The organism is Fluviicola chungangensis (assembly GCF_007558725.1).
Taxonomy (GTDB): domain Bacteria; phylum Bacteroidota; class Bacteroidia; order Flavobacteriales_D; family Crocinitomicaceae; genus Fluviicola; species Fluviicola chungangensis.
Genome location: NZ_VLPL01000004.1, coordinates 247,823 through 271,575, shown reverse-complemented (window position 1 = coordinate 271,575; position 23,753 = coordinate 247,823). Strand labels below are relative to the sequence as shown.

At 43.3% G+C, this 23,753-nt stretch carries 22 protein-coding genes; 9 read left to right on the top strand and 13 right to left on the bottom strand.

Annotated elements, in window-relative coordinates:
• Positions 1 to 7 precede the first annotated feature (7 nt).
• The 13 genes from FO442_RS10015 to FO442_RS09960 form a co-directional block, all read right to left on the bottom strand.
• Entirely contained in the window at positions 8 to 3,340 is a 3,333-nt protein-coding gene (locus FO442_RS10015) for a baseplate J/gp47 family protein (RefSeq protein WP_144333036.1), read from the bottom strand.
• Positions 3,341 to 3,470: 130 nt separating this feature from the next.
• Positions 3,471 to 3,872, bottom strand: a complete 402-nt coding sequence (locus tag FO442_RS10010; protein ID WP_144333035.1) for a GPW/gp25 family protein — start codon at positions 3,870 to 3,872, stop codon at positions 3,471 to 3,473.
• Between the two features lies 1 nt (position 3,873).
• Positions 3,874 to 4,173: a PAAR domain-containing protein gene (locus FO442_RS10005; protein ID WP_144333034.1), complete on the bottom strand. Its 300-nt coding sequence runs from the start codon at positions 4,171 to 4,173 to the stop codon at positions 3,874 to 3,876.
• A 7-nt stretch (positions 4,174 to 4,180) separates the two neighbouring features.
• On the bottom strand, positions 4,181 to 5,971 hold the full coding sequence (gene vgrG / locus FO442_RS10000) for a type VI secretion system tip protein VgrG (protein ID WP_144333033.1): 1,791 nt from the start codon (positions 5,969 to 5,971) through the stop codon (positions 4,181 to 4,183).
• A complete protein-coding gene (locus tag FO442_RS09995; RefSeq protein ID WP_144333032.1) occupies positions 5,968 to 6,624 on the bottom strand; it encodes a CIS tube protein in 657 nt (218 codons plus the stop codon). The genes vgrG and FO442_RS09995 overlap by 4 nt, the downstream gene beginning before the upstream one ends.
• Positions 6,624 to 6,785, bottom strand: a complete 162-nt coding sequence (locus FO442_RS18705; RefSeq protein WP_186280035.1) for a hypothetical protein — start codon at positions 6,783 to 6,785, stop codon at positions 6,624 to 6,626. Before FO442_RS18705 ends, FO442_RS09995 begins: the two co-directional genes overlap by 1 nt.
• Before the next feature lie 5 nt (positions 6,786 to 6,790).
• Positions 6,791 to 7,234 (bottom strand): phage tail protein, encoded by a 444-nt coding sequence (locus FO442_RS09990; protein WP_144333031.1) that lies wholly within the window; start codon positions 7,232 to 7,234, stop codon positions 6,791 to 6,793.
• A gap of 12 nt (positions 7,235 to 7,246) precedes the next feature.
• A complete protein-coding gene (locus FO442_RS09985) occupies positions 7,247 to 7,696 on the bottom strand; it encodes a phage tail protein (protein WP_144333030.1) in 450 nt (149 codons plus the stop codon).
• Between the two features lie 135 nt (positions 7,697 to 7,831).
• On the bottom strand, positions 7,832 to 9,379 hold the full coding sequence (locus FO442_RS09980; protein ID WP_144333029.1) for a phage tail sheath family protein: 1,548 nt from the start codon (positions 9,377 to 9,379) through the stop codon (positions 7,832 to 7,834).
• Positions 9,380 to 9,400: 21 nt separating this feature from the next.
• Positions 9,401 to 10,114 carry a hypothetical protein gene (locus FO442_RS09975; protein ID WP_144333028.1) on the bottom strand — a complete coding sequence of 238 codons (714 nt, stop codon included), beginning with the start codon at positions 10,112 to 10,114 and terminating at the stop codon, positions 9,401 to 9,403.
• Complete coding sequence (locus FO442_RS09970; protein WP_144333027.1) at positions 10,111 to 10,659, bottom strand: Pvc16 family protein; 549 nt, start codon at positions 10,657 to 10,659, stop codon at positions 10,111 to 10,113. The genes FO442_RS09975 and FO442_RS09970 overlap by 4 nt, the downstream gene beginning before the upstream one ends.
• Positions 10,660 to 10,723: 64 nt before the next feature.
• On the bottom strand, positions 10,724 to 11,113 hold the full coding sequence (locus FO442_RS09965) for a hypothetical protein (protein ID WP_144333026.1): 390 nt from the start codon (positions 11,111 to 11,113) through the stop codon (positions 10,724 to 10,726).
• A gap of 376 nt (positions 11,114 to 11,489) precedes the next feature.
• Positions 11,490 to 12,401 (bottom strand): DUF72 domain-containing protein, encoded by a 912-nt coding sequence (locus tag FO442_RS09960; RefSeq protein WP_144333025.1) that lies wholly within the window; start codon positions 12,399 to 12,401, stop codon positions 11,490 to 11,492.
• Between the two features lie 216 nt (positions 12,402 to 12,617).
• On the opposite strand from FO442_RS09960, the gene FO442_RS09955 reads away from it, so the two are divergent.
• From FO442_RS09955 to FO442_RS09915, 9 genes are all read left to right on the top strand, one after another.
• Positions 12,618 to 12,911 carry a hypothetical protein gene (locus tag FO442_RS09955; protein ID WP_144333024.1) on the top strand — a complete coding sequence of 98 codons (294 nt, stop codon included), beginning with the start codon at positions 12,618 to 12,620 and terminating at the stop codon, positions 12,909 to 12,911.
• A gap of 490 nt (positions 12,912 to 13,401) precedes the next feature.
• Complete coding sequence (locus tag FO442_RS09950; RefSeq protein ID WP_144333023.1) at positions 13,402 to 13,992, top strand: TetR/AcrR family transcriptional regulator; 591 nt, start codon at positions 13,402 to 13,404, stop codon at positions 13,990 to 13,992.
• Between the two features lie 88 nt (positions 13,993 to 14,080).
• Positions 14,081 to 15,271: an acetyl-CoA C-acyltransferase gene (locus FO442_RS09945; protein WP_144333022.1), complete on the top strand. Its 1,191-nt coding sequence runs from the start codon at positions 14,081 to 14,083 to the stop codon at positions 15,269 to 15,271.
• 105 nt (positions 15,272 to 15,376) lie between these two features.
• Entirely contained in the window at positions 15,377 to 16,063 is a 687-nt protein-coding gene (locus FO442_RS09940) for an SDR family oxidoreductase (protein WP_144333021.1), read from the top strand.
• 115 nt (positions 16,064 to 16,178) lie between these two features.
• Positions 16,179 to 16,679, top strand: a complete 501-nt coding sequence (locus FO442_RS09935) for a PaaI family thioesterase (protein ID WP_144333020.1) — start codon at positions 16,179 to 16,181, stop codon at positions 16,677 to 16,679.
• A 91-nt stretch (positions 16,680 to 16,770) separates the two neighbouring features.
• Positions 16,771 to 17,685, top strand: coding sequence for a helix-turn-helix domain-containing protein (locus tag FO442_RS09930; RefSeq protein ID WP_144333019.1), 915 nt, complete (start codon positions 16,771 to 16,773; stop codon positions 17,683 to 17,685).
• 170 nt (positions 17,686 to 17,855) lie between these two features.
• Positions 17,856 to 19,013 carry an efflux RND transporter periplasmic adaptor subunit gene (locus FO442_RS09925; protein ID WP_144333018.1) on the top strand — a complete coding sequence of 386 codons (1,158 nt, stop codon included), beginning with the start codon at positions 17,856 to 17,858 and terminating at the stop codon, positions 19,011 to 19,013.
• Between the two features lie 38 nt (positions 19,014 to 19,051).
• Positions 19,052 to 22,189 carry an efflux RND transporter permease subunit gene (locus FO442_RS09920; RefSeq protein ID WP_144333017.1) on the top strand — a complete coding sequence of 1,046 codons (3,138 nt, stop codon included), beginning with the start codon at positions 19,052 to 19,054 and terminating at the stop codon, positions 22,187 to 22,189.
• 13 nt (positions 22,190 to 22,202) lie between these two features.
• Complete coding sequence (locus FO442_RS09915) at positions 22,203 to 23,672, top strand: efflux transporter outer membrane subunit (RefSeq protein WP_246073837.1); 1,470 nt, start codon at positions 22,203 to 22,205, stop codon at positions 23,670 to 23,672.
• Positions 23,673 to 23,753 lie beyond the last annotated feature (81 nt).

Sequence of the window (23,753 nt, the reverse complement as noted above, 5' to 3'; positions counted from 1 at the left end):
TGTTTTTTTAAAGGATGAATGTTTTCCCGATTTCCATGTCGCCTAAGCCGTATGGATCAGCAGTATCTCCTTTTTCCTCAACTTGTATGATGTGCGTTTCTGCAGGAACGAATAGTTTGTAAGGCTTGTCGGGGATTAAGATCTGTTCTTCATCCTCCAGTTTGTATAAATGATAGTAATTCCGTTTACCGGTTTCGGTTCTGTCCTGGGATACGCGGATGACTGCAAAATAATCGATCTCAGCCACAAAATCGATCTCTTTAATCGCATGGTAAATCCGGGATACATGAATGGGTTCTCCGAATTTCGGAAGCACATTTTTCGCCTGCCACGGAGCAATGAAGTTATCACAAATCTCCTGGATCGCTTCCAAAGAAACAACCTGGTTCCGGTCAACGAGTCTGATGACACATTTAACCTGCAGTTCTTCGTAAACCGGATTAATGACATCCACGAGTACATTTTTCGAAGCACGGGCACTTAAATAGTCTTCAATGCGTGAAAGCAACCCGGAAGGAACCATTGGTTTCGAATTATCCATGGTCTTGAGCTTGTTTTGCGGAATCACAACGACGGTCACAACTCCCTGTTTGCCGTTCTTAATATTGGTATTCGGAAGGCAAAGGACTTTTCCTATATCTGAAAATTCCTGTAGTGTCAGCAATTCGAAATCGCGTGCAGTTACAGCTCTTCCACGGTGCGTTACATATTCTGAAACACGTGCCTGCATGCTTTTCAGATCCTCCAGCTCCTGTCCGGAGTAATAAGAGGTGATTTGCTCAATGCTTGTAATTCCCGGCAATTTTTTCTCCGGTTCGAGTACTCCGTTCGAATTTTTGAACGATTGCATTTTTTCTGCCGAAGCATCTTCCGTTTCAAGTACCACCAAACCTGCATTAGTGTAAACGGAGCGGATTTCCGGAACAAATTCATGATTTTTCACAAACCCGGTGCGAATCCATAAAATTCCCTCCTTATCATACAAATTCGGTGGAATATGTAATGGGAAGTGGTACACCAGGTTTCCGCTCACAGTCATTTGTTTGGTGTCGTCTTTTAGAATGAATCCGCGTGGAATTTCTTCCCAATAATATCCGTCTCCCCAATACAGGACAATTTTCGGAATATCATCGATGGTCATTTCATTGCTGATCGCTTCAAATACCATAAAGGTAGAAAACACTTCCCCGCCTTTTACGTTTTTGAAACCCATGAGAATACTTGCATCCGTTTCTTGCGAAAAAACGAAGGGAATTCCGGTATTAGTGCTGGAATCCAATGAAGAAACTACTCCGAAGGGGTGAAGCTGGTCGACGATGACCTGACTGTTGCGCGTGTTTTTACGGAGATCAATGATGTCTTCCGACTTATAATTCAGAGTCATATTCTCCACATGCGGAAAAATAGGCGGGAGTAAAACAGGGAGCCGTTTTTTTCTCCATTTCTTCATCATCATGCGTTCTGTAAAAAGGTCGCGGTATTCCTGGTTCCCGAATCCCATTTCCGGGTTTTCGAGTGTTAACCTGACGAAACCGGTTCGCGTTTTGATCGTGTATTTATACCCATCTTCCGAAAGTTCGAACGGGACCATTTTTTTTACGGATATTTTTTTGAAATCGCTTTCATCCGAGACCGGTTTATCCATTTTAGCAGCAGTCGGATCTTCTGTTTCCGCATCTCTAAACAAACTGAATTTGTTTTTTCCTGTAGTTGGGAACCAACTGTTATCACTTAAATAGCGGGTTCGTATTTTGAAACTGTCGTTATCAATGTTTCCGGGGTAAGCAGCGTAGTGTCCTTTCATTCCTTTCGGATGCAGGGGAAGCTGGTTCCACTTGATACACACGTCGATATTGCTGGTGTTTTTAATGGCCATTTCGTAATTTCCGATAACCATCCAAGTCCCAACGGATGTATTGATCCCGAAAGGCGGGAATGACTTTGTATTGTCGATTTTACCCAATTCATTGTAAACCTGTAAATCATTAATTCCTTCCACTTTGGTGCGGATAAGGATTCGCTGAACAGACAATTTATGGATCCAGGAGAAAGGATATAGCCAGGCGTCAAAATTCAAGCGGATCTGTATTGCCGGAAATTCGGAAACAAACCGATGTACTTCTTCCGAACAGCCCGATGTAGACGGGAAATCTTCCGGAAGCAGCAATTTCAGGATTAACCGGTTGCGAGGCACGTCTTTCTTGACTTCGAAAACCGTCACATTGGTCCAGCCGGTTGGCGTACTGATCGTAATATAGAACAGGTTATTGAAAATGTTTGAACGGATGGTCTGACGAACTCTTCGGATGCGGTTCATTTCCTGCTTATCGAGTTTCATTTTAAGCAATTCCTCGCGGGTAAACTGCAGTTTGTCTCCTTTCAAATGACTCAGTTTAAGCTTGGACAGCTCGCGTTTAACCCATTTAAGGCGGTCTTTGACCTTCGAATCCCGGATGTCCAGTTTTTCTAACTGTTGTTTCTCAACTTTGAGTTTTTCCGTTTTCAGCTTGAGCAATTCCAGTTTCACCAGTTTGGGTTCAACTGTTTGAAGGGTTTTGAGCCATTCCCTGTTTTCTGCTTCAAAATAAATGTTTACGACACGTTTTCCTTCCCGTAAAACAAGAGAAGGTGCCGCAATGCGAATTCCAATGGCACGTGTTTCACGCGAGAATTCGTTGTCGAAGGTCAGTTTGCGATCCTGAATTGGCTGGTCGTGCAGTAAATTCCGTGTTTTAATAGCGGTAACGAAATTCAGGTTCGCAGCAGGGTAGTGGTAAGGATTTCGTTCAAAACAAACGGTATATGCACCGGTTATTTCGATGTCCTGTACGGTCAGTTCATTCTCCAACCGGTAAGTCAGCACATGCTGGTCTGCATTCTTCCGGTTGAATCCGGTATTCTTTTCGATGGTAATGGTTCCCGTAGTTGCCTTATCAAAAGCCAGCCAGACACGATCGCCTTTCACGGAAAGCGGACTGACTTTCAGGTATTCGGTCAGGTACCAGTTGGCAAAATCATTCCAGCGGAAATTGTATTTTTCCATGACCTTTTGCAGGTTTTCTACAAAAGCTAGAAGCAATGCCTGGGAAGGTTCCATCTTTCCTATGGCCTCGTGTGAATGCTTCATGTGAATACTTCTCAGTAAGGCTTTTAATTCACCGAGGAAACTGTCAAAGTAGTCTTGGGCAACATTTTGTTCATTGTAAAAATAGATCCACTTAGCAACCTGGATCAATTTTTCGAGCAGGACAGCTTTGTCGTTGTCCAGCATTTTAAAATTGCCGGGAACGCGCAAGCGATCTAACCGATCTTTTCTGCTATGTCCGTCTCTTGATTCCATTTATACTATGTTCAAAAGTTTAAAGGGTTCAAAATAAAATTGAACACATTTAAAATTCCATTCCTTCTTTAAACTTTTCAATTCTCTATTTTCAATTAATTCGTAATTAGGCATTCGTAATTCGTAATTATTAAAGTTGTGTTCCTTCCAGGAAGTAGAACGGATAAACCATACTGCTTCTGCTGTTCGTCTGACGAATCGTAAAATCTACTTTAATCCACAGGATTCCTTCCATTGCATCGCGTATTTCAACTTCTACAGCATCTGTGATGATGCGTGGTTCTCCGTCGCGGATAGCCTGTTCGATAATATCGATGATCATGGTGCGTTCCGAAAGATCAATTTTCGAAAAGACCCATTTATCAATCGGACAGCCGTAGTTGTAGCGAAAAACGCGTTCGCCGGGAATCGTGGAAAATAAGATTCGCAGGCTTTCACAAATGTCTTCTTCGTCTGAAACCAGGTGGACTCCGAGCTGATTAAATCGCACGGGGAAGGCCCAGCCGGTTCCCAAATAGGTTTTGTCGTTCATCTTATCCTCCGATTAATACAGTTGGACATCCCAATACAATTGCTCCGCCATGAGCACAGGTGTCTCCCATCCGGGCAGCCGGTTTGTTACCGATCATTACGGTTGCGGAGCCTTTTACAATACTGTCGGGCGGCCCCACGCAAACGCACATATCTCCCATGACGGCAGCAGGTAATCCGCCGATTAGTACCGTAGGAACTCCCGGACCGCTGATTGGTCCTCCGACATGTGGTACGGGAGGAACTCCCGGCGTCACCATCGGACACGTGTGCATATCTGTTAGTCTGGCTGCTAAACTCATATTCTTTTTAATTAATCATTACTATGGCACCTTTTACAGCTGTTTGTCCGGCTGCCGATAATTCCGCAGAGGCATTTCCTTTTGCCGTGAAACTGGCATCTGCGGTCAGTTCTACGTTTGTTCCTTTTACAGTTGCATTCACGCCGGCTTTTACGCTGGCGTTTGTTCCGGCATCGACTTTCACTTCTGTTCCGGCCTTGAGTGTAATTTCTTTTGCCGCCTGAATGAGAATTCCACTGTCTGAAAGCACAATTTTATTTCCGTTCTGGTCAGCAAGGGTAACCGTTTTGTCTTTATCACTCAATACCAGTTTATTGGTACCGGGTGTTGTTACCGTTACTACTTTATTTTCATCGTCCATTTCCAGCTTGATCCCGTTTTTGGTTTGCATGAGCTGGATCGGGTTCTTTTTGTCGATTTGCAGTGGTGCCGGATTTGCCGAACTGTATAAACTTCCGAGGATAACCGGATATGTGGGATCGTTGTTCAAAAAACCCAATACCACTTCATCACCCACATTCGGAATAAAAAAAGCGCCGAAACTGTTACTGCTCCAGAAATTGCTTAAACGTGCCCATACCAGGTTTTTATCGGTGTTCAATAAAGGGATTTCTACCTGTACCCGGAATTCCTTGGCCGGATCTCCATCCAGTTTCTTAATCACCCCGATATGCAGTCCTTCAATTCCCGGAAGAAGTCCGGAAGCCGGAGGAGTCACCACATCGGTGTTTTGTGTGGCCATTTCCGGGTCAATTCCCATTCCGGCGGTGGTGATCCATTCACCGTCTTCAATAGAATGTTCTACAGCTCCGATAAAAGCATCTCCGTTGAACCGTTTTCCCAATCCGTCGAGGGTGATCAAACAGCCCGGCACGGCCAGTGAACTTCCCTGGAAGCGGATCTCGCCCCGGATGCGGGATAACCCGGCTTTAAGCGATTGCGCATCTGCCCAGGTTTGCAGCTGGGAAGAATCTCCGTAACTTTCTGTTTGAATTTCCCAGCGATCTCCGCCGACAGCTTCCGACAGGTCGGAAGGAGTTTGGTCTCCCTGTTCATTCAGTGTCGGAGTAGCAGAAGCCGCTTTAATCATTGCTTGTGTAGCAATATCCCAAGCGTAGGCATCTACACCCGGTGTTTGATCTGCAGTCTGCAGTTCTCCGCGGAAAGAAATGAGGTCTTCTCCGTAAGTGACTTTGAGTACCGGCGAGGCAGAGACGTTGGGCTTGATAACATTGACTTTCTTTTGGTCTGTAATAATAATCAACCCATTTGCGTCGGCTCGGGAACAAATGAAATCCCAGTCGGAACAGTAGTATTGTACCATTTCCGGGTGTGAAACCGTTGTTGCATCTACAGTTGCTGTAAGGCCGGAATAAGTGCCGAGAATGGTCGAAATGATATCGCTGTCCTTTTGTTGTTCGAAGTAATTGTTCTTCCGGATCAGTGTAGTCGGAAACATAAAATCGGCACATTCAATTTCCAGTGTGGCGGTATCGTCTTCCGGAATATCCACGTTATGGGTAATAACGACTCCTTCGAACAGGATGTGTTCATTGCTTTGGTAACCCGCTTCAATACGGATGGTAGTACCGGGAGCAAAAGTATCGTCATCACTTTCCGGGATTTCTTTCATGGGCATATTTCCCGCTTCAAATACCAGTTTTGCACGGCCAATGCGATTGACTTCCCGACGGACCCAGATCGAAACCGCTTCGAAGCTGTCGCTGATCTTTTCCCCTTCACTGTAGATGGAAAAAGTTACGAGTCCTTCACTATTTTTTTCCGGTGATACGCTCATTTTCTTGCTAATGGTGGGAACTGGATTTTTGTTCCCGGTTCAATGTTTCTGAATTCACTCAGGTTATTATAAGCTGCTATTTCATGGCAAAACGATGCATCGCCATAAATTTCATCGCAATAACGTGCAATGGTATCTCCCGCACGGAATGTAATGACCCGGGAAAGATCCGGTGAGTTCATCTGCGTGGTGTCTTTGTCGAAATAACCCGCAAATGAAAAAGAGACCTTTACCCTTAAAGGAGTTCCGTCCGGAGAGAACAAACTGTAGTCATAATTGATGCTCTCAACCCTTCCGCGGAAGATGAACGTTCCCCAGATTACTTTCGTGTAGCTGGGTTCGTGACTTTCTGAGTTGATGCGGTAAATTGCTTTTTCGAGTTGATTGATCCGGTCTTTGATTTTTCCCGTTTTACTTGGAATGATTCCCGTATCGTCCATCAAAACTTCGAAGGAAAGACTGTCAAGTGCCTGGGAACGGAATTTTCGGAGATTTGCCACGCCTTGTGCCTCTCCATTTTGAGAGTAATTCAGGCGTTTTCCCAATTTCATTGTGGCAGGATTCACTTGTGTTGTGAAGTCACTGCTTTTCTTCGATTCGGAATAACTCTGATTTTCGTACCCAATGATTTTTAACTTGACCAATTCACCCATTACCGATCTCCTTTCTTCATGCGTTGTTTGCGTAAGGTGTCCTGTACCTCTCTCAAAATATCTTTTTTGAGTTTGGCTACTTTCAAATCAAGATCACCCGTTGAGCCAGCTTTTCGCTCAATAGTCGTTCGAATACTGATTTCTTTAATAATAATTGACATAAGATCTAAGAACGTTTCAGGGTTGTATATGCAAATTCGATCGTTTCAATTAAAATGGTGTTGGATTGTGAATCGAGGTTCCCGATTTCCCATTTCACCGGATAGGCCTTCGAGCAAGTCCAGGTATAAATGGGCGCACCATCCTGTCCCAACAAATTCACCACGATATCTCTTGGAACAATGGGTTGTGAAAAGTCACCCTCCAGGATTTTTTTGATCCAAACCACATCGTTCCGGTTAACCGGGTTCAGTGCCCTTTTTAAACTCAGATTACCATGTTTCACTTGCTTGGGAAGGAGGTATGTAAATTCATTCACACCTCCTTCTTTTACGCTTTCTGTTTCTATTTCAGCAGATAATCCGGTTACTTCTTTGAATGCAAACTCTTCATTCCCGATTTTCACCTGGAAATAAAAAGCTACCGGAAGTTCCCATTTTGACTTAGCCATAGAATCTGCTTATTAGCTGTTGGCAATCGTTAATCCTTCGTGAGCGATCTCAACCGTTTCCACAGCTACTTCATTCCCGTCCGATTTCATGTCCGTTCCGGTGATTTTCGTCGGCCAGGCATTGTTCAACGTCCAAACCATGGTTGGTTTTCCTGCTTCGTCCAATAAACTGATTACGACTGTCTGACGTTCGATCGTGTTCATTTTGATCTTGTTAAACCAGTCCCAGAATCCATTGTCTTTCACGAATACACCTTTTTTCAGTGTTACGTTTCCGGTCTTTTTGATTCCCGGCATTTTAATCGTTGAAAACTCTTTGCTGTTTCCATGTCTGTACTCAATGATTTGAGCTTCAATGTCCAATCCGGATACTTCCTGGAACGGAACTTCTTTATCTCCTAATTTTACCTGGAAGTAAAACTTCGGTAGAGGCCATACATTATCTTGTTTTTCTCCTGCCATGATTTCTTTTTATTTAATTGAAAATGTAAAATGGAGAATTGAAAAGGAGGATTACGCCTTTCAGCATGTTATCCCGTTGCAGTTGAAAGAGTATTCTCTTTTCAATTTTCAATTCTCAATTTTGAATTGTTTTAGTTAGCTTTTCTGCATTTGCTGCTGGAACGTAATCTCGATAAACTCAGCCGGTCTTGAAATTGCAACGAGGATGGTGATGCGCATAATCCCTTCCAGGATATCTTCCGGTGTCATGGTATCGCCAAGCCCGATATGCACACTGAATGCGTCTTCAGGAACGGCTCCTGCCAGTCCTCCGCGTTTCCAGATTCCGTTCAGGAAATTGCTGATCATACTTTTTACGCTTACCCAGGTATTTGCAACGTTCGGTTCGAATACATATGCTTTTGCAGCGTTTTTGATGGATTCTTCCAGCATGATCATGGTTCTGCGTACGTTGATGTATCTCCAATCAAGGGAGTTTCCATCCAGGGTACGTGCTCCCCAAACTTTGATCCCGTCTCCTACGAAATAGCGGATTGCGTTTACTGCTTTACCATTCATCGGAACGTTCAGATCTTCCTGGTCATTGAAAGAAATGCTTACTGTCGGACTGATCACATTGGCAACTGAAATGTTTGCCGGTGCTTTCCAGACTTCTTTTGTTCCGTCAACCAAGGTGTAAATTCCTGCCATTGCAGTAGCTGGCGGCAACAAGTTGATAATCAGCAGCATTTCACGCATCAATTCACTATAGATCGAAGAGTGGCGCGCCAATACTTTGTGTGCAGTCTTGATATCAAGATCCAGTTTTGTGAATTCGTCTGTTTTATCAGTGTCATCAACTAATTCAAAGTACTTGTCCACATTGGCTTTGCTTACTTTTTCGATAAATTCCGTCAATTTTCCAGCCTTGTCTTCTGCAGTAAGAAGTGCAGCAATCGCATCCGGGTCACTGAAATTCAGGAAACTGATGTCGTTGTCTGAAACGATGGATGTATTCAGCCATGGATAATATACTGCTCCGTAATCCAGGAATTCAGTACCGATTTTTTCGCGGAAGTTTTTGACATTCTCGCTTCTGGTATCTTTGAACCCGTCGAATACATCGAAAATAGCTACCCGGTTCCTCATTTCTCCTCCACAGTGAGACAATGTTTTAACCTGCACATTGGCACAGCTGTCTACATTTGCTAAATACACTGCTTCAGGCACCAAAACCATGGTTGGCTCTTCTTCTTTCAAAAGGGTGTCGATTCCATTTTTTAATTTTTCTTCGTCCAAACCACCCTCATATCCTTCACCGACTGAAACAATGTAGCATGGTCCACCACCGTTTGCGAAGAAAAAACGCATCTGGTAATAGAAGTTGTATTTGTCACCTTCGCGCTGAACCGTATGTTTCACACCGTTAAGTGCCAGTGTAGCAACTCCAAGCTGTTCATCACCATCTTCACCTTCTTTGGCTGGAGTGGCGCTGAATTTTGGAGTCGGAGCTCCCCCGAAATACTGCATGAATTCAGCCAGTGAGCTGATTTTCCATGGCTTGTTTACTAAAGATTTGTTTCCGTCTTTGGCGAACTCGGTGTAACCTATGAATGCGGGTACAGCAGTTGCAGCTTCGACAACGGAATTTGGGAACGCGTTCTTTTCGACGATGTATACCCCAGGTGTTTTCATTGTACTCATACTTGGATTTATTGTATTGATTTATAAATAGATATAACTTGTTATAGTGTCCTTCGGACTGAAGGGAGAAAGCACGTTTACCCGGGGGAAGTCGGGGAGCCTGCTCAACAGGTTTTCACCGCTTTTCCGCAATTCCCACAAATGGAACTGGTACTCGCTTTTTTGTTTCAAAGGCAGTGTTTCGGAAGAAACAAAGCGGTAAAGGATTCGTTCTGTTCCGGGAAGTTTCAGTTCTTCCGCTTCCTTAAAGAGCACTTTTTCACGTTGCTCCCGGATTTCCAATGGTCCCATGGAATAGTTTTGGGAAGGAAATACAAGGAATTCGACATGTTTCAACTGACTTTTCAACCGGATTTCGATCGTTTCGGTTTCTGAAGCATGCAGGCGGGATGTGTTTACCGGAATAGTGAGGATTTTCCAAATCCCGTTTTTGTTATAATCGAGTAAGGACCAGTCGGCCCCGGAAGCGGCTGTTTGATCGGTATAATAGTAGAACTCACTTTGCGAGGTTTTGAAATAAAAGTTCAGAAGAGTTTCTTCTTCCAAAAGAATGGAATCTTCCCCGACCAGGAGCCAGGTCTTCGCATCTTGTTGCTTAAAGATCAGTCCTGCTTTTTGAAGGTGCGTGCTGGTTGCAGTGTCCGGTTCAAGCTTTAAGCCACATTGCTCTGTATCAAAATACTCATGAAGCACGACCAGTTTCAGCCAGATCCGGTATGTCGTCTGCCAGCTCATTGAAGTTTGGTATTGCTGCTCGGTTGGGAAATAGCGTAAGAAATATCGGTGATCTCATTGCCTGTAATCTCTGTTCCACGAATTTTACAAACGACGGAAGGATAGTAATTTTCACCTGAAATGCTCCATAAATTGGACAATTCGTGCATATTCAAATTCATGATTTCCAGGGTGAGCTTTTTGCCTTCATCACCTGTCAGAATGATTTGATTGCGCTGGATAAAGGACATGACTCCGGAGAGTAAGCGGATGGATTCTTCGTATTGTTTTTCCTGGAAGATCACCGACACCAGTACGTGCAGGTTAATCCATATCGGCGGATTTATGGATCCGAACGTGGCATCGGATACTGACCGGATCGGAGTGTATGTGCTGATCACTGTTTCCCGTTCTACACCGATCAGCGAAATAGCCACGCGGTTTGGAAATGATTTGGAAGGATCTTTCACAGGAGAAATGAACACAATGTCTTCCGTCAACCTGAAACGGATTTTCAAGTAGTCATTCAATTGTCTGGAAAGCAGTTGCAGTGCTTCGAAAATCATAACTCAGCGAATAGATAACAAATAATAAATCAAGCTTACAAGAATACATTCGAATGGCGAAGTTTTATTTCGCGATGTATCTTTTCTTGATTTTAAACAACAGATCTCCCAGGATGGCGCGTTGATCGGGTTTCAAATGCCTGGAGGCAATATTGCAGACATCTTCCAGCAGGTCCAGTTCCGAAAGGTTTAATTGCTGATAACCGAGTTGGTAATCCGAATCCCTGTAGAAATAAGCTTTCCGTTTGGAACAGTACTCAATAGGGGCAAAGAATCCAAGAAAGGTATCGTCCTTCATGGAGTTCAGATCCAGCTGAATAGTACGCTGTGAGACCTCATATCCGAGATTTCTTTTACAGGTTTCAGCAATGGTGGAGGTTTTTACGTAGGTATTCTTCTTGAGAAGTTCATCGATAACCGAATAACGGGCGATGGCAAATTTGTTTTGAGGCATGTTGTAATGAATAGTGTAATTCCATAGGATATAAACAGGGAATTTTTCCAGAGATCACCGGGTACGCAAGAGTTGTGAAATGTGGTAAACTGGTCTTTTCCATTGGAATTATCGAGTGAACAATGAGCGATAAAGGTAGTAATAGTTTGATACGAACCGTGTTTTTTGAAAAAAAAACACGAATTTCTAACAGAACAACTAAAAAATTATCAATTTACAATTATTTGATTATCAATTAATTAATATTGATTCTATTCTGTTTGACTTAATTTTTTCGCTTGAAATACCCGGGTTACCACTTATTAATGATCAATGGCAGAATTATCAATTATCAAGAATTTGCAAACTTGATAATTAACCCATTAATAATTGATAATTACCCAAAAAGGTCTCCAGTTGTTCCGATCAGTTTAGGCGCTTGAAGGGATAATTTGCAAGTTTTATTCAGTGCCCGGATTAAATAATCGGTTAATTGTGGTGTGTACAATTCGTCCGGCTGATGCATGTAAAAGTGAATTTCCCGGATGTCTCTCTGCAGCCATGATTTGATCCGTTTTACCCAATCGTCGATACGCTCATAGTCCGTCGGATGCAACCCGTTTCCCACAAAACGGATAAAGGTAACCGGAGCGGTTACTTCCATGTGAGCACAATCCCTTTTCCCCGAAACATCCGTAATGACCGAACCGATTGATAATTCATGCAGGGTTTGGAAAAGCTCCTTACGAATTTCAGTTTTCCCGAACCAATCCGGGTGGCGGACTTCCAGCGTGACAGAAATGTCTCTCGGAAGTTTTTGTAAGTAGGAGAAAAGCACATCCCGGCGCTGCGGACCGAACTTCTCACTTAGCTGTAAGAAAAGCGGACCCAAATGTTCTCCGAAGTTGATGACTGAATCCAGGAAGCGGTCTGTATCTGCGTGTGCTTTGGCACTGGAAAGGTCGCTGTAATGACTGATGGATTGTGGAAATTTGGGGCAGAACTTAAAACCCGTGCCCTTTGCTTTTTCCGCCCATTTTTGGATGGTTGCAGCCGGATAGATTTGATAATGAGTAGTATTGAGTTCAATTCCGTTGAAGTTTTGAATGTAGTAGTCCAGGAATTCCGCCTCTTTGGTTTTTGCGGGGTAGATCAGGCCGACCCATTCTTTCCGGCCCCACTTGGCGCCGCCCAGGAATAATTGAGGCTGTTTAACTGCTGGTTTTAATGCTTTGGTGAAAGCACCGTCCTCCGGCAGGCGAAAATTCACCTTATCCAATAAACTGCGATCAATTTTTCCGAATTCCATGGATTAAAATTAGGTAAAAATAAGTGGTTTTTAACATTCGAAAAGTACATTTTACCGATGGAATCAGGAGCATCCAATGTGAACATAATGTTAAGTTTCGAAACTGTTAAAAAGTTCTTTCTCAAGCCCAACATAAAAAATCGTAACTTTCCGGTGTAATCAAAAACAGCAGATTGAAATTTGCCTATAATTAGCTGGAAATAAAATTGTTGTGTTATGGCTATACCTGTTAGACTTGTCAAAGATTTAATCGAATTCTCTGACACCATTCCCGATCTTCAGGGAATCGGATTGAAAGTTTTTTCCTACGGTAAAATCAAAAACATTTACTGGTTAGGGAAAGATATTATCAAAAGTGTTGAGATCGTTCAATACAGAAACCTGGAAGACTATTTCAGTGAAGGTACCGGAGATCCCGTTTCCCGTTTATTCGGCCGCACGAACCTGCCTGCAGAAATTGAGTTTTTTATCAATCAAAAAGAACAGTATCCATCCTTATTTGTGAATTAAAAGCACCCCAATCAAAACAACGTATACGTATTGGAAAATTCCTGTTGTGATCTTGTTCATAGCAATGAGTTGGTTTGCCATGACCTTGCAGTCTGAAAATTGGATATCGGTCGCTAAAGGAGTATTGTTCTGGTCTGATTTGACGGATCGGCAGCAATTGGAATTGATTAAGACCAGTTGTTTTTACGGTATTCCGATTCTTACGTTTTTATTTCTTGTGATCAGGAATCGAAATGCAACCATTGTCTTTATTACATTGATGATAATCAATTTGTTGTTGGTGTTTCCTTTCAGACATGTCGAGGATCTTACAATGAATTTTTAGGTTTGATCTCTATGCTTATTACCTATTAGATCTGGTCTAAATTCTGTCTGTTTTTAAAATGGATTAAAGACTCATTTGTAAAAAAAAAAAAAAGATAAAATAATATACCGATTGGTATATTAATAAATATTTCAATTATATTTGCTTCGTAATTGAATACCATTCATGACAAAAGCAGCGCGTACACGGCAGTTCATTATAGAAACAACGGCTCCGATCTTCAACAAGAAAGGATACGAAGGAACTTCTATTTCGGACATTACAACGGCTACCGGACTTACCAAGGGAAGTGTTTACGGGAATTTCCGGGATAAGGACGAATTGGCTGCTGAAGCTTTTGATTACAATCACAACATCATCAAAAATGAAATTGTAAACCGTTCGTTAGGTTTGAAGGATCCGGTTGAACAATTGCTGGTTTACGTAAATTTTTACTCCGAAGTTTTCGAAAAGGTTTATGTGGCGGGTGGATGTCCGTTGTTGAATACAGCTGTTGATACGGATGATTCGAACCCTGAACTGTTTGGACGTGTGCAGAAAGCCATGCGTGATTGGTATGACCATGTTCAAAGTGTGGTAATGTATGGGATCAAAAAAGAGATATTCCGTCCGGAAACCGATGCAGAAGCTTTTGCCAATCATTTTGTTTCCCTGATAGAAGGAGGAATGCTTCTTTCGAAAACCTTTAGGAATAAAAAATACTTGAATTCAAACCTGGAACTGATCCGGAGAATGATTAGTGAAATGACCGGGTAAAATTTTTTTACTTAACAATATACCGATTGGTATATTTTAAACCAGGATATCATGAATTCGTGATATAACGAAATAATAAAAAAACAATATGAAAAATAACGCATACATCTTAGCAGCAACAAGAACCGGAACCGGTGGTTTCATGGGAACTTTATCCTCTTTTTCTGCACCACAACTGGCTGCGGAAGTAATCAAAGATGCCCTTCTGAAAGCGGGAATCAAAGCAAACGATGTCGATGAAGTGATTTTGGGAAATGTCCTTTCCGCAAATATCGGTCAGGCTCCGGCCCGGCAAGCGGCGCGCGCAGCAGGAATCCCCGATGAGGTGGATGCAACCACCATTAACAAGATTTGTTCTTCGGGCATCAAATCGGTTTCATATGCGGTTCAGTCCATTCTGTTGGGAGACAGTGATGTGGTTATAGCCGGTGGAATGGAAAGTATGTCGAATGCGCCGTATTACATCGAAAACCATCGGGAAGGACACAAAACAGGTCATCAGCAGATCATCGACGGAATGTTGAAAGATGGTTTGTGGGACCCGTACCACAATTTCCACATGGGTAGTGCTGCCGAACTGGCAAATACGAAGTATGGAATTTCGCGCGAAGAACAGGACGATTATACATTGAAGTCTTTCTCAAAAGCGAAAAAAGCTCACGATTCCGGCAGTTTTAAGGATGAAATTACGCCGATTACTGTGAAGACGAAAACAGGTGATTTGGTTTACGGTACCGATGAGGATATCGAGAAATTGAATCCTGAGAAAGTGAGCCTGTTGAAACCGATCTTCGAACCGGACGGATCAATCACGGCGGCGAATGCTTCCAATCTAAATGACGGTGCAGCTATCCTGATCATTGTTTCCGAAAAATTCCTGCAAGAAAACAACTTAAAACCTTTAGCAAAGATTGTAGCTTTTTCAGATGCGGCACAGGCTCCGGAATGGTTTACTACTTCGCCCTCAATAGCGATTGAAAAAACACTTCGGAAAGCAGGAGTCGGGATCGGAGAGATCGATTACTTCGAAATGAATGAAGCCTATGCCAATGTACCGATTATCAATGCGCGACTCACAGGTGTGGACTTGGAGAAAGTAAACATTAAAGGCGGTGCAGTTGCACTCGGACATCCGCTTGGAGCTTCCGGAGCAAGAATCCTGGTGACGCTGACACATATTTTACAACAGCAAAAAGCAAAATATGGCATGGCTGCTATTTGTAACGGCGGCGGCGGGGCCACAGCAATGCTCATTGAAAATGTACAAACAAGAAAATAAAGAATTGGGACAGCAGACTTTAGACAGATTCTGTCTTTAGTCTTGCGTCTCTGATCTTTTTGTCTCAATCAAACAAATAAACAAACAAACAAATAAATAGAACACATGAAAACAAACGGAAACACAATCTTAATCACTGGAGGGTCAGCTGGAATCGGCTTCGAATTGGCAAAACGATTTGCTCAATTGGGAAACAAGGTGTTGATTACAGGTCGGAATGAAGAAAAATTGAAGCAGGCAACAAGTCAATTGGAAAATGTTGTCTCGATCGCGGGAGACGTAACAGATTCTGAAAGCATGGACCAATTGGTTGCTCAAATCAAGGATCAGCATCCCGAGCTGAATATGGTCATCAACAATGCAGGGTATGTGGATGTCTACCAATTGGATGTGCATGCAAATGCTTTTTCAAAAGCAGGAAAGGAAATGGAAACGAATTATTTATCGATTGTCGGATTGACGGAAAAATTGCTGCCGACCCTTCTGCAGAACGAAAACGCTTCCGTAGTGAATGTGACATCCATTGTAGCTTATTATCCGCAGAAAACACTTCCGACTTACACGGCAAGCAAAGCGGCCCTGAAAGCGTACACAGATGTTTTGCGTCAAACTTTTGAAAACCGGTTGAATGTCTTTGAATTGATTCCGCCTTTGGTAAATACGGATTTTTCGAAAGAAATCGGTGGGGAAAATGGAATTCCGCCAAAAGAAGTAGCAGATGAATTGCTGATGGCTTTAGAGAAAAACCAATGGCTGGTTCCGGTTGGGATGTCAAAGGAATTTGTGAAATGAATTCAAAATGTAAAATTCAAAATGCAAAAATGATTGGATTCTCCTTTGAAAGGTTGACCGGACTTCCCCCTTCGGAGGGGGTAAAGGGGGAGGATATCACTTTTTATCAATTATTATGGAAATCATCAAACAGCGCGAACGCGCATATTCCTGGGGAAATCCGCTGGAAGGAGTTGAACTTTCCAAAGACCTTTCGGGTTTCGAGTATTTAATGGCAATCAAAAGAGGGGAAGCTCCGGCTTCTCCTTTGATCAATACGCTTGATTTTTCATTGGTTGAATTGGAAGAGGGAAAGGCTGGCTTTTGTTTCGAACCGCAGGAATTTCATTACAATCCAAACGGATGTGTGCACGGCGGAGTGATTACTGCTATTCTTGATTCTGCCATGGGATGCACACTTCATTCGTTGTTGCCGAAAGGCACCGTTTATACCACCTTGGAATTGAAAGTCAATTTCTTGAAAATGGTGCATTTCAAATCAGGAGTACTCACAGCAACTGGAAAAATGATTCACCTGGGAAATTCAACAGCATTGGTGGAGGCGTCATTAACAGACAAATCGGGTAAAAAATACGCCCACGCAGTTTCAACCTGTATGCTTTTGAAGAATGAATAAGGTGATCAAGGATGGAATTGTCCTTGATAATTAAATCATTCATAATTGATTGTTTGAAAAGCTGTATATTTGAAAAACATAATTCTATAGCATGAATGGGTTATTGACTTTACAGGAGTTTTATGCAAGTATTTTGAACAAGGGGACGATGGAACAGTTTTCCCATTTGTCTAAAATGAGTCATTTCAATGTGTTCAAAAGAGGGCAGATCCAATGTGCACGCATTACCGAATTACATCGAACGGATTTTCACAAGATTTCACTTGTGGTCGGTGACGGGATCATCCATTTTGAAGATCGTAAAGTGCCTGTTTCCGGGAAAACACTGGTTTTTTATCACCGCAATGTTCCACATGTGTGGGAACCGGTTTCGGAAGATCAACTGGGAGCTTTTTGCCTGTTTAATAACCATTTTATCGAAAACTATTTATTGGACACCCTTTTCAGAGATACTCCGCTGATGAATATGGCGATGAATCCTGTTTATCCCTTAACAGATGAGCAGGCAACCATTTTCGAATTTATTTTTGAACAGATCCAGGAAGAAGTGGAGGGCGATTATGTAAAGAAATACGAAGTAATAGTCCATTACCTGCATTTATTGCTGCACCACACCAATAAATTGTGTACTCAAAATATCCGTGAAGATAAGAAGCCTCAGGCTTCGGTTGTATTGACGGCGTTGTTCATGGAAATGTTGGAAAGACAGTTCCCCATCGATTCATCCGATCAGTCACTGGCATTGAAGAAACCAAGTGATTTTGCGGAGAAGCTGTCCATTCATGTCAATCATTTGAATCGTTTGATAAAGGAGGTAACAGGAAGAAGTACCACGGAGATCATTTCTTCGCGTCTTGCCAATGAAGCAAAAGCCTTATTGCGCCATACCGATAGCTCGGTCGCTGAAATAGCTTATACCTTAGGGTTCGAACATCCCTCCAATTTCAATAACTTTTTCAAAAAGCAAACACAATTAACTCCCAAATCTTTCCGGGAGGTTAGTTAAAAAATGTAAATTGTTTGATTTTGATAATTAATTGCATGAATTGAATAAGTTTTTGAGCGGACTTTGAAAGATCTTTGCGCCAGTATTTGACCAAGTAGTTAAACCAGTAACAAAGATTAAACTTTGACTTCTTTCACCCATCGTCAAAGTTTCGAAAAAGACAAAAATTTATGATTACAAAGAAAACAAACCACTTATTGGCGGCAGTGTCGCTGGTACTCCTGGCTTCCTGTGGTTCCGAAGAGGCCCCCGCATCGGTCGGTGGAATTAAACCGCACCAGATTTTGACGATCGAACAGCAAAACACCACCATTGAGACAACTTATCCCGCAATTTTAGAAGGAATTGAAAACGTTGATATTCGCCCTAAAATTGACGGATTTGTAGAAAAAATTGCCGTGGACGAAGGTCAGTTCGTGAAAAAAGGACAATTATTGTTCACCATTTCTGCACCACAATACGAACAACTGGTACGGACAGCTAAAGCTGCAGTGAAAAGCGCCGAAGCCGGAGTGAGCGTTGCCCGTCTGCAGGTTCAGAAAACCAAATCACTGGTAGATAAAAACATCGTCAACAAATACGAGTCGCAGGAAGCAGATTTGGCTTTGCAGACACGCCTGGCGGAATTAGCCCAGGCTGAAGCGAACCTGGTCAATGCGAACGTGAATTTAGGTTATACGCGCATCTCCAGTCCGGTGGATGGTGTAATCGGAAGCCTGACCTTCAAACCCGGAAGTTTGGTGTCAGGTAATATGACCAAGCCACTGACTACTGTTTCGAATATTTCAAAAATCTATGCGTATTTCTCGATGAACGAGAAGCAATTACTGGAATTTATCCGCAACACAAAAGGTGCGGATCTGAAAGCGAAAATTGCCAATACACCCCAAGTTTCACTGGTCCTTTCCGACGGATCTCTTTACCCGGAAAAAGGAAGGATCGGCTCCATCAATGGACTGATCGACCAGCAAACAGGATCAGCCAGAATTCGAGCTGCTTTTTCCAATAAACTGAATTTATTGCGAAGCGGTGGAAGTGCACAAGTTCGGATCCCGCAGGAAATTTCCAATGGATTCCTCGTGCCTCAGCGTGCTGTTACGGATATCCAGGGAAAGAAATTTGTGTACACGGTGGGGAAAAGCGGAACCATCAGCATGGTGAATGTGGAAGTGATGGAGGCTACCAGCGGACATTTCTACATCGTGACAAAGGGAATTAAATTGAACGATTCCATTGTCCTGGAAGGAATTCAGTTCCTCAAAGATGGAATGAAGATCAAACCGGTAAAGGCTGATCCGAAAGCAATTTACGCAGAATTGAACCAATAAGATTCGTCATTCAGTCATCCAATTTTTAAGTACGAATTATGTTTAAGAAATTCATAGAAAAACCCGTATTATCTACGGTAATCTCGATATTGATCGTGATTCTGGGGATTTTGGGCCTGGTTGCCATCCCGGTTTCCCAATATCCGGATATTGCACCGCCGACCGTCCAGGTTTCAGCTTCTTACCAGGGAGCAAATGCAGACGTGGTGCTCAACAATGTGGTCATTCCGCTCGAAGAACAAATCAACGGAGTGGAAGATATGACTTACATGACTTCCACCGCCGGGAACGACGGAACAGCAACCATTACGGTTTATTTTAAATTGGGAACAAATCCCGATCTGGCCGCAGTAAATGTTCAAAACCGCGTCTCACGGGCTACGAGTTTGCTTCCCGCTGAAGTGAACAGGGCCGGAGTGGTGACTACAAAACGTCAGGCGAGTAACCTGCTGATCTTTAACTTGTACAGTGAAGACTCCACTTATGATCAAACCTTTTTGCAGAATTATGCCAACATCAATCTGATCCAGCAGATCAAGCGTATCAAAGGGGTTGGAGATGCGACCGCATTTGGTTTGATGGACTATTCGATGCGGATCTGGCTGAAACCGGATGTAATGGCAAGTTATGGCCTCGTTCCGGACGATGTAAATAAAGCTCTGGCGGAACAAAACATTGAAGCTGCGCCGGGACAGTTCGGCGAACAGGGAGATCAGAGTTACCAATACACGATTAAGTACAAAGGGCGCTTGAAAGAAGAAACGGAATTCGGCGACATGGTAATCCGTGTGGGAGAAGGTGGCGAAGTACTGCGTTTGAAAGACATTGCCCGTATTGAATTGGGATCCCAAAGTTATGCCAGCTCGGTTCGGGTGAATGGAAAATTCGGTTTGGGAGTTGCTGTGAACCAAACAGCTGGTTCCAATGCCCAGGAAGTAATCAACGGAACATTGAAAGTGCTCGATGATGCCCAGGCTTCCTTCCCGAAAGGGATGAAATATACCACCATTGTAAACGTAAACGATTTCCTCGATGCATCGATTGAGAAAGTATTTCATACTCTGATCGAAGCATTCATCCTGGTTTTCCTGGTTGTATTCCTCTTTTTGCAGGATTTCCGTTCCACATTGATCCCGGCGATCAGTGTGCCGGTTGCAATTATCGGTACGTTCTTTTTCCTGAACCTGTTCGGCTTCAGTATCAATTTACTGACCTTGTTTGCATTGGTACTGGCAATCGGTATTGTAGTTGACGATGCAATCGTAGTCGTGGAAGCGGTTCACGCGAAACTGGATGAAGGATATACATCTTCCAAAAAAGCAACCATTGATGCCATGGATGAGATCACAGGTGCAATTGTTTCCATCACATTGGTTATGGCAGCAGTGTTTATCCCGGTAAGCTTTATTCAGGGATCTACAGGCGTTTTCTACAAACAATTCGGGTTGACACTTGCCATAGCCATTATTCTTTCGGCAGTCAATGCCCTGACCTTGAGTCCGGCGCTTTGTGCCTTATTATTGAAGCCGCATAAGGATACGCATGGGCAGAAACAGACATTCAGAATGCGTTTCAACACCGCTTTCAATACTTCCTTCGGGAAAATGACCAATCGGTATAAACGGATCGTTTCCTTTTTCAGCAGAAAGAAATGGGTGGTTGCCGTCATTTTGCTCATCTTCACGGGGCTTTTGGTTTGGGGAATGAAAACTACACCGAAAGGATTTGTTCCGGCGGAAGACATGGGAACGATTTTCTCGGATATCACCCTGGCACCAGGAACTTCCCAGGAACGTACCGAAGAAGTATTAACGGAAATCGACAACATTGTGCGTTCGGTTCCCGAAACGAAATTTACCTTACGTGTCGTCGGTCGGTCCATTATTTCGGGTTCGGGAAGTTCTTACGGAATGGTACTTGCGCGAATGAAGTTGTGGAATGAACGGGAGCGTGATGTAAAAACCGTTATCGAAGAATTGTTCGCCAAGACAGCACACATCAGGGATGCGAAGATTATTTTCTTCTCTCCGCCGACTATCCAGGGATTTGGTAATACCGCCGGATTTGAATTCCAGTTGCAGGATAAATCGGGTGGAGATATCAATAAATTCAACACTGTGGCACAGAATTTCCTGGGATCCTTGGCTCAGCGCCCTGAAATCCAGTATGCAGCTACTTCGTTCAATCCCAATTTCCCGCAATACCAGATTGATGTCAATGTGGCAAAGATCAAACAGGCAGGAATGACGATGAATGATGTAATGAGCGTGTTGCAGGGATATTACGGAGGTGTTTACGCTTCCAACTTCAATAAGTTCGGAAAGCAATACCGCGTCATTTATCAGGCAGAACCGGGAAGCAGGAAGAATATCCAGAGCTTGAATTCGATTTACGTACGAAATACTGACGGCGAAATGGCACCGGTCTCTGAATTCATCACCATGAAACAAGTGTACGGCCCGCAGGTGATTTCCCGCTTCAATTTATTTACGGCCATTGCTGTAACAGGTGTTCCGAATAAAGGATACAGTTCCGGAGATGCCATGAAAGCGATCGAAGAAGTGGCACAAACGAGCTTGCCTGCAGGATATTCGTATGAATATTCGGGGTTGACGCGGGAAGAAAGCGCGGGGGGAAACCAAACCCTGTTTATTTTCTTGCTGGTTGTCGTTTTCGTTTACTTCTTATTGTGCGCACAGTACGAAAGTTACATTTTGCCGCTTGCGGTCTTGATTTCCCTTCCGATTGGTTTATCCGGGGTGTTTATTTTCGATAAAATTTTTGAAGTCGACAACAACATTTACACACAGATCACCATTGTCATGCTCGTTGGTTTGCTTGCTAAAAATGCCATCCTGATCGTTGAATATGCATTGGACAGGAGAAAAAACGGAATGAGCATTGTGGATGCTGCCGTAAGTGGAGCGACTGCCCGTCTCCGGCCGATCTTAATGACCTCGTTTGCTTTTATTTTCGGGTTATTGCCCCTGATGCTTTCAACAGGAGTAGGAGCAGCGGGAAATACCTCCATCGGGACAGGAGCTGTCGGAGGAATGTTTGTCGGGACCATTTTCGGGGTCCTGGTTATTCCGGTATTATTCATTGTTTTCCAGCGTTTGCAGGAACGTGTCCGACCAATACAGGCGGAAGTGGAACCCGAAGAAATCACCCATTAAAATGAATCAATCCATGAAAAGAAAAAGCAAAGCTTTTGAAGACCATGTCATGACACTTACAAAGTCACCGCAGATAAACGTCGGTGTGAAGATGACATGGAAAATACATACTCTTTTATTTGCAGGGATACTCCTTGTTACAAGTTGTGTGACGACACGTTATGAACGGCCGGAGATGAATACGTCGAATTTGTACCGGGACAATACTTCGGAAGACACCACTTCCATGGCTGACCTGGAATGGAAAAAGCTCTTTTCCGATCCCGTTTTACAAGACTTAATCGAAAAAGGCCTGGCAGGAAATTTAAACCTGAAACAGGCGGTCGAACGCATCGCGATCAGTCAGGCTTACCTGAAACAAAGTAAAATGGCCTTTTTGCCAAGCCTGCAATTGGATATTACTTCCACGGATGCAAAGCAATCCGGCCGTGCGATCAATGCTCCGAAAGGATTTATCAAACTGACTACGCACACCAACCGCATCCAGTTGGGAACTTCCTGGGAAGCGGATATTTGGGGGAAATTGCGAAGTGCGAAGAGAGGGGCGATTGCAGGAATGCTGCAAAGTGATGCTTCCAAACGGGCAATACAAACACAACTGATCGTAGACATTGCCAATACCTATTACAATTTGCTGGCACTCGACAAGCAGCTGAAAATTACGCAGGAGACGATCGAATTGCGTAAAAAAGAAGTGGAAACCCTCACAGCTTTACAGGAATCCGGCAAAGTAACCAGTGCAGAGGTTTTGCAGAGCCAGGCCAATCAATATGCGGCGGAAGTCATGGTCCCGGAATTGCAGAATCAGGTCTGGCAGGCGGAAAATATGTTGAATTACCTCCTGGCACGCGGACCGGAAAAGATTACGCGCGGAACCCTGGATGAACAGGTGATTTATACCGACTTGCGTTTGGGTGTTTCATCCCAATTGTTGAAGAACCGTCCGGATGTTCAGGAAGCGGAATATGCCTTCATCGCTGCTTTTGAAAACACGAATGTGGCAAAGACCTATTTCTATCCTTCCCTGACATTAACTGCAAATGGAGGTTTTGCAAGTTTCAAAATCCAGGACCTGTTCAGTCAGTCCATTTTCTATAACATCATTGGTGGTTTAACCCAGCCGATTTTTAACAGGGGCCAGAACAAAGCGCGTTTGAGAACAGCGAAGGCGGAACAGCAGATTGCATTCTATCATTTTCAAGATGTGATTTTGCGAAGTGGGATGGAAGTCTCAAACGCGCTTTATGCCTATCAAAATGCTGTGGAGAGGGAGCGTATTCGCAAGCAGCAGATTGAATCACTGGGAATTGCGGTGGAAAATACACAGGAGTTGTTGAGTAACCGAAATGAAATCAATTACACGGACGTGTTGAGTTCCGAACAAAATTTAATTGCAGCTCAAATGAACGAGATCAACGATAAATTGGACCAGCTGCAATCTGTTGTAAATCTATACAGAGCTCTTGGAGGAGGCTGGAAATAATTACCGGATGGCCACAGCAGTTAGGTCAAAGGGGATTCAATTAATTCGCAATTCGTATCCGGCATTCGTAATTAGAATTAT